Genomic DNA, 14,009 nt, shown 5'->3' on the forward strand with positions numbered 1-14,009 from the left:
CCTTCTTGTCCTTACCGTCCCAGTCCTTCTTGTCCTTGTCGTCCCGGCCCTTCTTGTCCTTGGCCTCCCAGACCTTCTTGTCCCAGCTCTCCTTCTCCCAGCGAATCTTGGTCCAGTGCTCCTTGACGACGTGCTTGGTGACGTGCTTGTCCTTCGGGCCGTCGTGACCATCGAAGGCCAACGCGCTCGTGGCCGCGGGCCCCGCGGCGACGACCAGAGCCGCCGTCGTGGACAGAGCGACAACTGCGGCTTTTCTCCTTGCGGAACTTCCCATGATTCCCCCATGGCTAATAGAAAATGACCAAATACTGCCGGCGGTGGAGGCCATTTCGGCCAGCGAGAACCGAAATTGGATCACCGGCCGAGCTCGAGCGATCCGCACTCAGGCTGATTTCCGCGGAGAAACGCGCTTCCACGTAAGTGACACAGCCCGCCCCGGGATCCTGGGATCTTCCCCTCCCGGCACCTCCGACTACGGAGAGTAGCGTCGCCGTTGCCAATAGGTGGGAGGCGCGCATGATCGACTCGGGTGAGTCCATCCGGGTGGCTCCAGCGGAGTCCTCGACGGCGACACCACCTGACGGATCATCTGACAGCCCCACGATGGGGCGCCGATCGGGAGGCATCGGCATCAGCCGGCCCGTTCGTGGCGGGGNTACTGTTNGCTGGCTGTTNCGATCGGCATCGAAAAANTGGTAGAAATTGCACCCGCCGACTCGCCGATCATGATCGACCGGTAATTGACCGATATTCCTGGCGGCGGCGCGACAACCTCCCTAGGCTGCCTTCATGACGGGTTACCATCTGGCCCAGGTGAACATCGCCCGACTGCTCGCGCCGCCCGGCTCCTCCGCGCTGACCGACTTCGTCGCCGGTCTCACCCCCACCAACACGCTCGGCGACCGGCAGTCTGGTGTCGTCTGGCGCCCGCGGCCCGAGGATGGCGACACCGCCGTGCGCACGTTCGTGTGGGAGGGCGACGGCGACCATGCGATCATCGTGAACCTGACCGTGTGGGAGTCGGTGGAGGCACTGGCCAACTTCGTCTTCCATAGCGGCCACGGGGCGTTCCTACACCGTCGGCGCGAGTGGTTTCATCCCATCCAGCGGACGACCAACGCCCTGTGGTGGGTACCCGCCGGGCATCGGCCGGGGACGGACGAGGCCGAGGACCGGGTTCGTCACCTGCGGGCCCACGGCCCGACCGCCACCGCCTTCACGTTCCGGCTGACGTTTCCACCGCCGGACCGGCGGATCTCCCTGGTCCCGGGAAACGGCCCGGAGAACACCGCCGAGCAGCCGGGCCGAGCGGCACCGAGAAACGCGGCAGCCGGAGGCTGATCCGGCGCGACAGGCTCCCGTGCCGAGGACGTGAAAAAAATATGTCGGGAAGATATACGGAAAACACGCATGAAACCCTTTTCAGGGGACGGCCGGGTCGGTGTGGTCGATCCAGTCGGACAGAATGGCACCGAAGACGGCCGGATCCTCCGCACGGTTCCAGAACGCGGTGGCGGCCTGGACCGCGGTGGCCCCGGCCAGCAGGTAGTCGGCGACGTCACGACCGCCGGTCACACCCCCAACCCCGATGATGTCCACACTCTCCGGGAGCAGGCGGCGTAGCTGGCGCACCTGACCGAGCCCGACGGGCTTGAGCGCCGGCCCGCTCATACCGGCGAGCTCGACGTCGACGACTGGTCGGTGCGCATCGTCAACGGCGAAGGCGTTGGGGAAGGTGTTCACCGCCGTGACAAACCGCGGGCCACCGGGACGCGCGGCAACCTCATCGATCACCGTTGCGAGCTCCACCAGGGCCGACGGATCGGAGAACGGCGAGATCTTGACTCCGTAGGGGACGCGTNGGGCCGGATCGGCACCAGCCTGCGCCACCAGCGTGTCGCCCACCGCCGTGCAGATCGTCGCGGTGTGCCCGGGATCGAAGCAGGCGATGCGTTTCTGCGTTCCGCCGTCCCAGACGTTCGGGCAGGCCAGGTTCAGTTCGATCAGGTCGACCCCGGTCCGCGCCACGACCGCGGAGATCTCGCGGTACTCGTCAACACCGAACCCGGCGACGCTGACGGTCAACGGCTTGCCCGCCCGGTGAGCGCGCCGCACCATACCGGGCAGATGCGCGGCATAGTAGTCCAGCCCGCGGTTGGGAAGCCCGAGCGCGTTCAACGAGTAGACCCGGCCGGGCCAGTAGACGTTGCCGGAGTTACCTGACCGCGGTTCCCGGGTAATCGAACCAACGACGATCATCGAGACCGCCGACCGGGCGAACGTCTCGACATCCTCGGCGGTCTTGCAGGTGCCAGCCGCGTTCATGATCGGATGTTCCAGGGAGACACCGCACAGACCGCTCATGACCCTACCCTAGGGTTTTCGCCTGGATCAGGTTCGTGACCGGCAATCGATGATCCGGGTCGCTACCCTCATGCCACGGCGGAGGTTTTTCCGTGGCGCGCCCGCAAACGGTCGATGGCCTTCTGGTAGACCTTCTCCCGCAGGGCGGCGATACGCAGCGGCTCGAGCTCGGCGGTGCCGACCCGACCGCGGGCACCCACCGTCTCCGCGAGCTCCGGGTCGGTGAGGAAAGGTTCCAGGGCGTCGGCGAGTGCGGGGGCGTCCTCCGGCGGAACGACCGTGCCGCCCTTCCATTTCGCCACCCAGGTGGCCACCCCGGTCGTCGCGGTCGCGACGACCGGGCGTCCCGAGGCCATTCCTTCGAGACCCGCGATGGAGAAGCTCTCGAACCGGCTCGGCACGACGACCACCCGTGCCTCCTCATAGGCCTTGACCAGCTCGGGACGGGTCAGGTGGCCGGCGAAACGGCAGGTGACGCCGAGTTTGACCGCCTGCTGCTCCAGCCAGGTCCCGGTCGCCACGCCCTCGATCGTGCCCGAGGACTGACCGGCGAAGACCACCGTTACCTCGACACCCCGTTTCTTCAGCAGCGCGGCCGCCTCGATCAGGACGTCCAGCCCCTTGCGCCATTCGAGCCGTCCGACGACGAGCAACGTCGGGTCGGTGTGCCGGGGCGAAGCCACCTCCATGTACGGGGACCGGTCGAACGGGTAAGGAATGACGTCCGCGTCGGTGTCCTTATCCAGCCAGCCGAAACCGCGCAGCGTGGTGACGATCAGCTCGGAGGGAGCGGTGCGCGCGTCGGCGCGCAGCGCGGAGAACCGGTCGATCCGGTCGGCCACCGCGCCCCTGCCGTGCAGCCGGCCGTCCCGCAGACGCACGTCCATCATCGTCGGGGTGTGCAGGTGGATCACGAGGGGAATATCGCGGCGCAGGGCGGTACGCAGGCCCCGGGTCTCGCCGTCCTGAGTCTCGATCACGTCGGGACGCAGACCGAGACGACGCAGCCAAAAAGCATAGGAGACCGCGAGAACGAACCGCAGGGAGAGCGAATCGCGAGGATGGTTCTCCCCCTGAAACGACCGGCCGAGCGGACCGAGAAACCTGGTGACGGGCAACCGCAGGAGCGGCCGCCGGTGCACCATCACTCCGTCATGATCTTCGTCCGTGCGGTAGCGCCCCTGGGCGCAAAGGATATGAACCCGATGACCGAGCGCGACCAGGGCGTGAGCGATGTCGTGTGTGTAGACTCCCGCCCCGTCCCAGATGATCGGCGGATACTGCTCGCACAAGAAGACGATCTCCATACCCAATCCCCCACCGCGAGCGAACTTCGGTCGGCTCACCTTATCGCTACGATAACCGGTCGCTGCGGGGGGTTTTGGATTTGCGGCCACTCGCGCCACGTCGACCCACATATAGGGGCATAGCGGTCCCCCTCACGGCCCGGCTCGCGAGGGAGATCGCCGGGATACCTGCNCCGGGGCGTGGGCTACGGGGAGGACTGACCGCTCAGCCGCGCAGCGGCATGGACCGACCGGTCCTGGAACCGTGCGCCGGGGGAACCCCGGTGCCATACAGCCGCGGACCCGACAACCCTCCCGAACCCGAACCCGGACCAGTGGCCGGCCCTGGCCCGGCACCCGTCGGCCGGGTGACCTTCGGTTCGATCCGGNGCAGCATGACGGCAGTGAGGATCAGTGCCACGACACCGATCAGCACGCAGATCACGATGTCGAGGACCCAGATCGTCACGCTGTGCTTCCACAGCCCGTCGGTCGGGTCGGTCCGCAGGGTCTCGTTACCGAACTTGCTGACGTCGTTGAGATCGTCCGTGGACGCCAGGGCCGCGAACCCCCAGCGAGCCGGGACGAGCAGGCTGATCTGCGCCAGCACGGGACGCCCGACCAGCGAGGTCAGTCCCCCGGAGAACACCAGCTGACCCATCGTGACCAGGACCAGGATCGGCATGGTCTTGTCCGCGTTGTCGATCAGCGTCGAGACCAGCAGACCGATCATCATCGAGGCGAGCGCCGCGACCCCCACCGCGATCAGACACTCCAGCACCGGCGAGCCGAGCACGACCGCCCTCGGCGGGGTCCGGCCCACCAGCCCGATCAGGGTGAAGACAAGACACTGGGCGGTGGTGATCCCGGTCAGCAGAATGATCTTCGATCCAAGGTAGGCGGTGCGGGACAGCCCGATCGTGCNTTCCCGCCGGTAGATCGGCCGCTCCTTGACGATCTCCCGGACCGAGTTGGCCATGCCCATGAAACAGGCACACAGCACCAGAACGAGGAGGACCTTCGTCGCGTCGGTGTTCGGTGCCTGGGGTAACGCACGCAGCCCGTCCGGGGCGCGGATCACCTGCGGGACGACGCCGAGCAGGAACGGGAAGGCGATGATCAGCCGTAAGTACGACCGGTCGGCGAGCACGACCCGCCAGTACCGTCGAGTCAGCGTCGCGAGCTGGGCCCGGACCGGCTGCTGGCGCACGCTGGGCAGCTCCGGCGGTGCCTTGCGCACCGCGGGCGCCACGATCGCGGAGGGTACGAAGAACTCCGAGTCCCGGAACCGCTCCGCCATCTCCTCGCCCGGAGTGGCCTCGAGCTCGCGGAACACCGCCGCGAACTCGCGGAAGTCCTCCTTGCCGAAGAAGCGCAGCGCCCCATCCGCCGGCCCGAAGTAGGCCACGTGCCCGCCGGGCGCGAGCACGAGGATGAAGTCGCACAGGTCCAGGAACAGCACACTGTGGGTGACGACGATGACGGTCCGGCCGGTCTCGTCGCCGGAGCCGGCGCCGCCGCCCTTCGCCAGGCCCCGCAGGGTTTCCATCACGGACTGGTCATTGGCCGGGTCCAGACCGGAGGTCGGCTCGTCCAGGAACAGCAAAGAGGGCCGGGTGAGCAGCTCCAGCGCGACGCTGGTGCGCTTCTTCTGGCCGCCGGAGAGCCGGGAGACCGGTGTGTCGGCGTGCGCGGTCAGTCCAAGCNGGCCGATGNCCNCCNCCNCCCGGGCCCGCCGCTCCTTGGCGGTGGTGTCGGCGGGGAAANGCAGTTCCGAGCCGTATACCAGAGCCTCACGCACGGTCAGCTGGTCATGCAGCGGGTCGGCCTGCGGCACGTACCCGATCCGGCGTCGCAACTCGTCGTACTCGGCGTAGAGGTCACGTCCCGCGTAGATCACCGATCCCTGGTCCGCCGGTCGGAAGCCGGTGAGAGCGTTGAGCAGCGTGGACTTGCCGGCCCCGCTCGGTCCGACGACACCGAGCAGGGAACGGCCCGGCAGCCGGAAGGTCATGTCGTGCATGAGCTGCTTGGTGCCGGCCCACACCGACAGCGCCTGCGCCTCGAAGGCCACGTCACCGGAGTCGACGTATTCGACGAGCGAGTTTCCCTCGAGCTGGAACAGATGATGGCCGATGGCGATGATGTCGCGTTGTATCACCCGTGCCCGGGTGACCCGGTGGCCGTTGACGAAGGTGCCGTTGGCGGAGGCGAGGTCGATGAGCTCGACGCCGGCCACCGAGATATGCAGCTCGGCGTGATGGCGGGAGGCAAGCAGGTCGCCCACGTTGATGTCGTTGTCGCGGGAGCGGCCCATCCGCACCCGTCCGATCGTCAGCGGATACACGCGCCGCCGGTCGTGCACCATCGTCGCCTGCCCCACGGCCGGGTCGGGCCCGCCCGACTGCGCGGGCGCCGACGGGACGGGCGCCGACGCAGCGCCCGGCGCCGGTTCGGACCACCATTCCATGCCCGGCACCGCCGCGCCCGGCGGCGATGGCAGCGACGGCGACGGCCAAGACGAGGGCGACGGGCCGGCAAGGGGGATGGGCGCCCCGCCCGGGCTGTGGGTCGGCGCGGTCGGCGGGATCATCGGCGGGGCCGGNCGCGGNACGAGCACCACCTCGGGTCCGTCCACCGCGCCGAGCCGGAGCCGAAGCTCCCCGGAGACGGCGAGACCGCCCACACGGCAGCCATCCCGCCACAGACCGTTGGCGCTGATGTCCTCGATCCGCCATCCGCCGACGTCGGGATGCAGCACCAGATGCCGGCGCGACACCCGGCCATCGTTGATCACAATGTCGGCCGCACGGGCCCGCCCCACCACGACCGGCTTGTCTCCGGTGAGCGTCACCTCCCCCGCGGGGGTGGTGACATGAAGCGGGGTCGGAACCACCAGCACTCTCCCTCGCTCCTTCGATCGCCAGACGCACCATAGTGTGCCTGTACAGAGGGAATTTTCCTGCCCCTTCCGCAACATGTCCGAAAGCTGACGGCCATGAGACGGGCCACGACGGGTTGGAGCGTGCTGGACCCGGACACCGACCGGTCCGGGGAACGAGGAAATGTGGTGGGCGGGTGGTGGAAATCGAATCAGTTCCAGCGGGCCGCACGGGTGCCGCCGTCGGGCAGGCGGGCGGAACCGACGGCCTGACCGCGGTTGTTGACCGCCGTCGCCAGGCTGCCGCGGCCGCCCAGCGTCCCAAGATCGATGATCCTCCGACCCCGCCAGACGACCGCGTGCATCGTCCGATCGGCGGCCTGGGCCCAGCCGACGACGTCNCCGCGATGGGGGCGAAAGCCTGCCACCTGGCCGGCGTTGCTGATCCGCGCCGGCCCGGAAGCGATCGAGCCGCCGGACCACGGCGCTTAGTGAGACGTCGGTGCCAGATACCGAAGAAAAACCACATCGTCGAGTTGTCGGACCTCGGCAAGGCGAAGGGGCGAGTGGACGTCGTTGGGGAAGACCCCCGGTCCCACGAAGGTCGGCGCATCGCGCTCGCCGACGAAGAACGGGGCGACGGTGAGATGCAGCTCGTCGACCAGGCCGGCGGTGAGGAAGGCCGTATGCAGCGAGGTACCACCCTCCACCAGCAGCCGACGGACGCCACGCCGGGCGAGATCGGTCAGGATGGCGGCGACCTCGACCCGGGGCCGACCGGGGAGTTCGACCAGGATGACGCGCGCGGCGCGGGTAGCGGGCGCGGTGCGGATCGCAGCCGGCGCCGATTGCGGCGTCGACGGCTCGGGAGACGAGGTCGGCTCGGGAGACGAGGTCGGCTCGGCGATCGCCAACGATGATCCAGCCCGACGGTAGATGATCGTCTCGACCGGGTCGGCGGTGAACAGCCGAGCGCTCGGATCGAGGTCTCCCCCGCCGGACAGCACGACCTTGATCGGCGTGGGCGGGCGTCCGGCCGCCTCTCGCGCCACCCGACGGTGCTGCGCGCGCACGGCGAGACGGGGATTGTCCCGCCGGACAGTGGCCGCGCCGACGAGGATCGCGTCACAGCCGGCACGCACCTCGTCCACCCGGTCGAGATCGGCGGCACTGGAGAGGATCATCCGCTCAGCCGAGCTGTCGTCGATGTGCCCATCCAACGACATCGCGCAGCTGCAGATGACGTACGGCCGGCCAGCAACAGCGCCTTGGCCCACAGTGTCATTGTCGACGATGACACTGTCGACAGTGTCATCGTCGACACGCCGGCTCATTCCCATGACGACCATCATCCCAGACCCGACATGCCCGGCAGACCTGTCGGACCGTGGGACTACCGTCAACAGATGTGCGGATCGCAACGTGGAACATCAACTCTGCGAAGGCTCGGCAGGCCCGCCTGATCGAATGGCTCGACCGGGCCGAGCCGGATGTGGTGTGCCTGCAGGAGACGAAGCTGGCGGACGACGCCTTCCTGGAGCTGTTCGACGAGGATCTGTTTCGCCGGGGCTACCGGGTCGCCCATCACGGCGACGGCCGGTGGAACGGCGTGGCGATTCTGTCGCGGGATACCCTCGACGACGTCGCGCGGGGTCTTCCGGGCGATCCGGGCTTTCCCGGTCCCGAGCCTCGCGCCATCGCCGCGACCTGCGGCGGCATCCGGATCTGGTCGCTGTACGTGCCCAACGGCCGGACCATCGACGACCCTCATTACGCCTACAAGCTGGCCTGGCTCGCCGCGCTGCGCGAGGTGGTGGCCGAGGCCACGACCCAGGGCGCGGTGATGACGTTGGGTGATTTCAACATCGCGCCAACGGACGTTGACGTCTGGGACATCACCCAGTTCGAGGGCGCCACCCACGTCACCCCGGCGGAACGCGCGGCACTCGCGGAACTCGTCGACGCCGGGCTCATCGATGTGCTGCGGGCCCGCTGGCCCGACGACGTCGTCTACACCTACTGGGACTACCGCCAGCTGTGTTTCCCGAAGAACCTCGGGATGCGCATCGACCTGGCTCTGGCGACCGCCGACGTGGCGGGCCGCGTGCGCGCGGTCTGGGTGGACCGGGCGGCCCGCAAAGGNGTCGGGNCGAGCGACCACGCTCCCGTCATCGTCGATCTGGACACCGCGCCGGACGGCGACATCGGGCCGATGGTGCCGCCTCCGTCGAGTGGCAGCTCGGCCGGACAGTCCGCCCCGGGACGGACCTCCTCCACCGGCACCGGACCGCGCCGCCGCTGAGCCGGGCGGTCCCGGCAGGATCGACCGGTCCAGCGGGGTAGGCCGCCCGGCGCGAGGGAACCGCTGCCCGGCGTGCGGACGTCGGCGTCCGCACGCCGGGTGCGGTCCTCAGGCGGTGGAACCGGCTGCGGCCGGCGTGGCCGGCTCGGCGGACCGCGGCNTCGCGGACTCCGCTGATTCCGCCGGCAGCCCCGGGGAGCCCCCCTCGACGACCTCGGCCGGCCGGGCGTCGCCGACGACTGGGGTGATCTCGATCCGGGTCGCCTTGGGCTCCGCCGCCGCGCCGACGAGACGGACCGTCAGGATGCCCCGGTCGTAAGTGGCCGAGATCCGCTGCGCCTCCACGCCCTCGGGAAGCCTGAACTCCCGGCGGAAGGAACCGTGCCAGCGCTCGCGGTGTACGCGACCGGCGTGCTCACTCTCGCTGCCGGCCGCACGCTTCCCGCGGACGACCAGGCGGCCCCGGTCGATCTCGACCGCGACGTCCCGCTCGACATCGACCCCGGGCAGCTCGAGGTTGATCAGTACATCCGCTCCCTCAGTAACCACATCAGCCGACGGGACGGCGAACTCGGTGACCGACGACCGTCCGGTAAGCACCGGACGCCGCGGGCCCCAGACACGCCNAACGATCTCGTCGAACTCCCGGTCCATACGCCCCAGCGAGGCAAACGGGTCCCACAGGTAGGTGCTCACGATGCTCCCCCTCCAAAAGATTGATCTTTCTAGGGCCGATCTCTGTACATCGATGCCGATCGGGACGCTCCCGCGCCTCAGGCGCTCCCTGGGTGGATCACCTTCGGTTCGATTGCCTCCCGCTCTCACAGTTCATGAGTCTAAGGCGCTCAACCTTGCTGTTGCAAGCGGGGGTAAGGAATTTGTTGGATGTGAGACAGAACACCGAAACGGCGAACGGTCGCAGCGGCCGACCCCGGGCGGCCGGGCGGCGGGGCCCCGGCTCCGGCCCGCCGCGGGCTCCGGGCCGCCGTGACGCCGCGGGCGCCGGGCCGCCGCGGGCTCCGGGCCGCCGTGACACCGTGACACCGCGGAATGGCGGCACCGGATCCGGGCACCATCAGCCGAACCGCCGACCCGGGATCAAATTAGTCCGGGATCACGGCAAATCGTTTGCGCCGTACATACCCGAAGCCCGATTACCACCGACAAACTACCCCTTGAGTGAGGGTTACCGGGAGTGACCACAAGATAGCCACAGCACCGTGGNATAAAGTCGCACGCGCCATACCGGACTGCGTGTTGGGGAGGCTGTTCGTGTACCACGAGCGAACGGTTGCAGCACCGTACGAGGCAGCACCGTACGAGATTGTTGGACGGAGTTACCACAAACGGCCCGTCCCATCGCGCAGCCACCCGGCACCGGCCCCGGCCCCGGCGCATCCGTGACCATACGGGATTCGAGGTCCGCCCCCCGATCAGGGGTAACCAGCCGCATCCGGTTGACGAGATGAGGACCGGCGAGGATACAAGATCATCGTCATCCGCTGTGAGCCGATGACGCCGAGAGAGGACAGGACGAGGGAGTGGCTTTGAACGAAAGCGGTCGGCGCGCGTCCCTTGCGGTCGCGACGCCTGAAGGTGGCGCGTTCTTCCCGGCGTTGCACTTCGACGACCTGCCGGCCTCGGTGGTCAGCCGGTTCCGGGAGGTCGCCACGCACCTGCCCGATACACCCGCGCTGGTCTCGCCCGGCGTCGTCATGACCTTCGCCGAGGCTGATCGCCGGACCGATGACATCGCGATGGCGGTCCTCGGCCGCCTCGACGCGAACGAGGACGGTCCGGTCGCGACCCTGCTGCCGCACAGCGTGGCCGGCCTGCTGGGCGTACTGGGCGTACTGAAAACCGGACGCCCGGTCGTCCCGCTGGATCCGATGGTGCCCGCCGAGCGGATGGCGCAGATCGTTCGGCAGGCCGGCTGCGTGGCCCTGCTGACCGACCTGGGCGACAGTTCCGTGGCCCGCTCGACGGTGGGCCTGCGGCCGGTGGGGACCAACGGTTCGAACGCCACGGCCGAATCCAGCGTGAANCCGGNCGCCCTGCNCGCCGCGCNGGCNGGGGGCGNCCCCCGCCACGTCCTGGACCTCGCCGCGGCGGCCGCGGACGGCGCCCGGTGGATCGCGGCAAACGGCGCGGACGCGGTCTGGTGGCCGCAGCCGCTGGTCGACGATCCGGCCTGCATCGTGTTCACCTCCGGTTCGACCGGCGCGCCTAAGGGCGTGGTGTGGACAAACGGCACGTTCCTGTGCGACGCCTACGCCGGCGCCGAACGTCTCGGTTTCGCGCCGGGCGACCGGCTGGCCCTCGTGCTGCCGTACTCGTNCGCCGCCGGCATCACCGTGGTGGTGTTCGGTCTACNCAACGGGGCCGGGGTGTATGCCTATGATCCACGGGCGGCGGGCCTGAGCGGCCTCGCCGACTGGATCTCCTCGCAGCACCTGACCGCGCTGCAGACCACTCCGTCTCTGCTGCGCTCCCTCGTCGGCTCGCTCGAACCGGACCAGGTCCTCGCCGACCTGCGGATCGTGACCACGTGCGGGGAGGCCGTCTACGGACGCGACATCACGGCGCTGCGGCCGCACGTGCCACCGGCGTGTACCTACGTGAACTGGTCCGGTGCCTCCGAGATCGCATCCCTCGGCTTCTTCGAGGTCCCGCCGGGCACGCAGCCGCCCGCGGGCACGGTACCCGCCGGCCTGCCGGCGACCGGCAAGGAGGTGGTACTGCGTCGCGAGGACGGCACGCCCGCCGATCCCGGCGAGGTAGGCGACGTGGAGGTCACCTCGGCCTACCTGTCGGCCGGGTACTGGGGGAACGCGGAGATGACGACGTCCCGCTTCACCCCGCTCACCGATGGCCGGACCACCTGCCGGACCGGCGACGTCGGCCGGTTCGAACCCAACGGCACGCTGATCCTGCTCGGCCGCCGGGACGCGGCGGTGAAGATCCGCGGCTATCTCGTCGAACCGAGCGAGGTGGAGGCGGCGCTGCTGAGCTCCGCGGAGATCGCCGAGGCGGTCGTCACCGCCGTCGCGCATCCTTCGGCGCGGAACCGGCTGGTCGCCTATGTCGTGCCGGCGGTACACGGCAACACCCTGTCCCCGGTCCGAATCCGGCGGAGGCTACGCGAGAAGCTGCCGGTCTGGATGGTCCCGACGACGATCATCCCCCTGGCGGAACTGCCCCGCAACGAACGCGGCAAGGTGGACCGGGGCGCGCTGCCGCCCCCGCCGGAGGCCCCGGCCGTCTCCGCCCGGCCGAGAACGCAGTGGGAGATCGTCGTCGCCGACATCTGGACGCGGGTCCTCGATCTCGAGGAGGTCGGCATCGGGGACGACTTCATGGAGCTCGGCGGCGACTCCCTGGCCGCGAACGAGCTGCTCACCCTGGTCGCGGAGAAGCTCGGGATCACCATGCCGTCATCGGCGCTGGTCGACGCGCCGACGCTGGGCGAGTTCGCCCGCGCGCTGTCACTCGCGCAGCAGTCGGGTCCGCGACACCCCACCGTCGTCCCCCTGCGCACCACCGGCTCGCGGCCGCCGCTGTTCTGCTTCGCCGGGGCCGGCGCGCTCGCCCTCGGCTTCCACTCACTGGCCCGCCGCCTCGGCGACGACCAGCCGGTCTACGCCTTCCAGGCGCATGGGCTGGAGCGGCGGGGCGNCCCGGACTGGAGCGTCGCGCGGACCGCCCGCCGCCACCTGGAGATCATCCGCGTCCTGGCTCCCCGGGGTCCCTACCTGCTCGCCGGGCACTCGCTGGGTGGCCTGATCGCCATGGAGATCGCCCAGCAGCTCGCCGCCGCGGGAGAGGAGGTCGGTTTCCTGTCCATCATGGACACCTACCTGCCGGCCTCGCTGCGGATCGAGTCGGCCGGGTCGGGTAGCGCCGCCGGGTCGGGCGGCGCCGCCGGGTCGGGCGGCGCCGCCGGGTCGTCGAAGGCAGCCGAGGACCACGCGCGCGGTTACCGCGGCCGGCTGGCGCGGTTCACCCAGAAGCTGCTACCGGAACAGCGGGCGAACTTCACCAGCAAGGCGACCCTCAAGAAAATGGTGCAGATTCCGCTCACCGGGGTCGTACAGTTCGGCGGGCTCGAGCAGTTCGACGTCTTCTTCAACCACGGGCGGCTTCTCGAACGTTTCTACCGACCGCGGCCATGGCCCGGCCGGACCCTCGTGTACCGATCGGCGGAGAATCCGGACCCGGAGGACGCATGGTCGGCATTCCTCACCGGGAGCCATGACACCCATTTCGTTCCGTGTGAGCATTTCTACCTGCTCCGCGAACCGCACATCATCAAGATCTCGGAGCATTTCCGGGCCGAGATCGACCGGGTGGTCGCCGGGCTGACGAAGACAGGTCGCCGGGCTGACGAAGGCAGGCTGACCGCGACGGACTGAGCACTCCGTTCGCCTAGCGGCGGTCGGCTGCGTAGGTCACCCTGACGTCGGTAAANCCCAGCGCGCCGAGTAGACCGCGCAGCATGGCGGNGGNGTTNTTNCTGCCCNGCTCGAGCACCTGACCGTCCGTCTTCGCCGCGTCGGTCATCCGCGCCGACGCGGTCCGGTAGAGCTCCTGGTCGGTGCCGACCCCACCGAACAACCCGCCGACGCGGTTCAGCGCGCCGCGCTGGCGGGCCACCACGTAGCTGTGGTCGAGATCCAGCTCGGGCCTGGACAGCGTCGGGTTCGGCAACTCGATGGTGACCGCACGACGGTCCGGGGAGACGGTGACCGCGTCCTTGCCGAGCGCACCAAAATTGATCACCGAGTCGACGGTACCGACCCCGACGAACAGGGTGCGCTCGCCGCGCAGCGCATCAGGGATCCACTTGCTGTCCTTCTCGAGGTCGACCACCACCTCGAAGTGGGCGCTGGCGGCGTGATAGTCGCTCAGCTCTTCCAGGGAACGCAGCACCGCCGGGGAACTGCGGTCGACCGTCCTCTCCTCGAACAGGTTCGGCAGGCTCGGCCGCCATCCCGCCACCAGGGCGATGCCGGCGAGGACGAGCACGACGACGGCGACGACGGCGATCAACCGCAGTGGGCTGAGCCGGGACGACGGAGACCGCAAAGATCGCGGAGACCGGGTCGAGCGGGTGGGCCGGTCCAGGCCGGACTCGTCGTTCATGGGCGTCTTCTACCCGAAATGGCCGGCAACCACG

9 protein-coding genes and 2 pseudogenes are annotated in these 14,009 nt (G+C 69.2%); 3 read left to right on the forward strand and 8 right to left on the reverse strand.

Annotated features, from left to right (window positions below):
- Positions 1–274, reverse strand: a pseudogene (locus tag CED_RS25235) (hypothetical protein); the annotation flags it as partial.
- A 515-nt stretch (positions 275–789) separates the two neighbouring features.
- Between CED_RS25235 and CED_RS09850 the strand changes: the two are divergent.
- Positions 790–1,341, forward strand: coding sequence for a DUF3291 domain-containing protein (locus CED_RS09850; RefSeq protein ID WP_011435632.1), 552 nt, complete (start codon positions 790–792; stop codon positions 1,339–1,341).
- 81 nt (positions 1,342–1,422) lie between these two features.
- Here CED_RS09850 and CED_RS09855 read toward each other — a convergent pair whose 3' ends face one another.
- The 5 genes and pseudogenes from CED_RS09855 to CED_RS09875 all read right to left on the reverse strand — a co-directional run bounded on the left by CED_RS09855 (position 1,423) and on the right by CED_RS09875 (position 7,757).
- Positions 1,423–2,364 (reverse strand): dihydroorotate oxidase, encoded by a 942-nt coding sequence (locus CED_RS09855; RefSeq protein ID WP_035910030.1) that lies wholly within the window; start codon positions 2,362–2,364, stop codon positions 1,423–1,425.
- A 68-nt stretch (positions 2,365–2,432) separates the two neighbouring features.
- Positions 2,433–3,671, reverse strand: coding sequence for a glycosyltransferase family 4 protein (locus tag CED_RS09860; RefSeq protein ID WP_011435630.1), 1,239 nt, complete (start codon positions 3,669–3,671; stop codon positions 2,433–2,435).
- Between the two features lie 205 nt (positions 3,672–3,876).
- Positions 3,877–6,552, reverse strand: a pseudogene (locus CED_RS09865) (ATP-binding cassette domain-containing protein).
- A 191-nt stretch (positions 6,553–6,743) separates the two neighbouring features.
- Positions 6,744–6,959 carry a hypothetical protein gene (locus CED_RS24265; protein ID WP_011435628.1) on the reverse strand — a complete coding sequence of 72 codons (216 nt, stop codon included), beginning with the start codon at positions 6,957–6,959 and terminating at the stop codon, positions 6,744–6,746.
- A gap of 60 nt (positions 6,960–7,019) precedes the next feature.
- Entirely contained in the window at positions 7,020–7,757 is a 738-nt protein-coding gene (locus CED_RS09875; RefSeq protein WP_235187007.1) for a dihydrofolate reductase family protein, read from the reverse strand.
- 182 nt (positions 7,758–7,939) lie between these two features.
- Between CED_RS09875 and CED_RS09880 the strand changes: the two genes are divergently transcribed.
- A complete protein-coding gene (locus CED_RS09880) occupies positions 7,940–8,833 on the forward strand; it encodes an exodeoxyribonuclease III (protein ID WP_035910035.1) in 894 nt (297 codons plus the stop codon).
- Between the two features lie 108 nt (positions 8,834–8,941).
- Here CED_RS09880 and CED_RS09885 read toward each other — a convergent pair whose 3' ends face one another.
- Entirely contained in the window at positions 8,942–9,529 is a 588-nt protein-coding gene (locus tag CED_RS09885) for an Hsp20/alpha crystallin family protein (RefSeq protein WP_051868745.1), read from the reverse strand.
- Positions 9,530–10,374: 845 nt separating this feature from the next.
- Here CED_RS09885 and CED_RS09890 point away from each other — a divergent pair.
- Entirely contained in the window at positions 10,375–13,245 is a 2,871-nt protein-coding gene (locus CED_RS09890) for a non-ribosomal peptide synthetase (protein WP_235187000.1), read from the forward strand.
- A 13-nt stretch (positions 13,246–13,258) separates the two neighbouring features.
- Here CED_RS09890 and CED_RS09895 read toward each other — a convergent pair whose 3' ends face one another.
- Complete coding sequence (locus CED_RS09895; protein WP_035910039.1) at positions 13,259–13,975, reverse strand: DUF4230 domain-containing protein; 717 nt, start codon at positions 13,973–13,975, stop codon at positions 13,259–13,261.
- Positions 13,976–14,009: the final 34 nt, after the last annotated feature.

The organism is Frankia sp. CeD (assembly GCF_000732115.1).
Lineage (GTDB): Bacteria > Actinomycetota > Actinomycetes > Frankiales > Frankiaceae > Frankia > Frankia casuarinae.